General features: G+C 63.6%; 1 protein-coding gene and 1 pseudogene. Both read left to right on the top strand.

The features are described from left to right. A pseudogene (locus tag NW835_RS06460) lies at window positions 1–524 on the top strand (alpha-amylase); the annotation flags it as partial. 10 nt (window positions 525–534) lie between these two features. Then, a partial coding sequence (locus NW835_RS06455; protein WP_414414833.1) for an SOS response-associated peptidase family protein occupies window positions 535–708 on the top strand: 174 nt, incomplete at its 3' end.

Here is a 708-nt window from a genome sequence, read left to right as displayed (position 1 = left end):
TCATGAGCCGCTTCCGCCTCATCCTGGAGCGGAAGATCACGGCTTTGCGCACTCGCTGCCATGGGGATTACCACTTGGGCCAGGTGCTGTTTACCGGCAAGGACTTTGTCATCATCGACTTTGAAGGGGAGCCGGCCCGCTCCCTGGGAGAACGCCGCCTCAAACGCTGCCCCCTGCGGGATGTGGCAGGGATGCTGCGCTCTTTCCACTACGCCGTTCACACCGGCTTGCGCCAGCAACTGGAAAGCGGCCTGGTCTGCGGGGACAAGTGTCCCGACATGCTGCGCTGGGCCCAGTTTTGGCACCGCTGGGTTTGTGCTGCTTTCTTGGCCGAGTATCTCCAGGTGGCTTCCCAAGGGGCTTTTCTGCCCCGCAGCCCGCAGGAGCTGGAAGTGCTGCTAGAGGCCTATCTGCTGGAGAAGGCCATCTACGAGCTGGGCTACGAGCTCAACCACCGTCCCGAGCAGGTGGAGATCCCGCTGCGGGGGATCCTGCAGTTGCTGGGCATTTCCACCCAGGTTTGAGGGATCCCGGATGTGCGGACGGTTTAGCCTGGCGGTTGCTCCCGAACGGCTGCAGCAGCATTTTCAACTCGAGAGGGGGGCAGTGGCGGCGCTCCAGCCCCGCTACAACATTGCCCCTGCTCAGCCGCTGCTGGCGGTGGTGGCCTCAAGGGGGCTGGGATCCCTTCAGCGCCAAGCCACTCAG

Origin of the sequence: Synechococcus sp. OH2 (genome assembly GCF_047462155.1) — a bacterium.
GTDB lineage: Bacteria > Cyanobacteriota > Cyanobacteriia > Thermostichales > Thermostichaceae > Thermostichus.
Note: the sequence above shows the minus strand (reverse complement) of the source record. Positions and strands in the feature narration are given on the sequence as shown.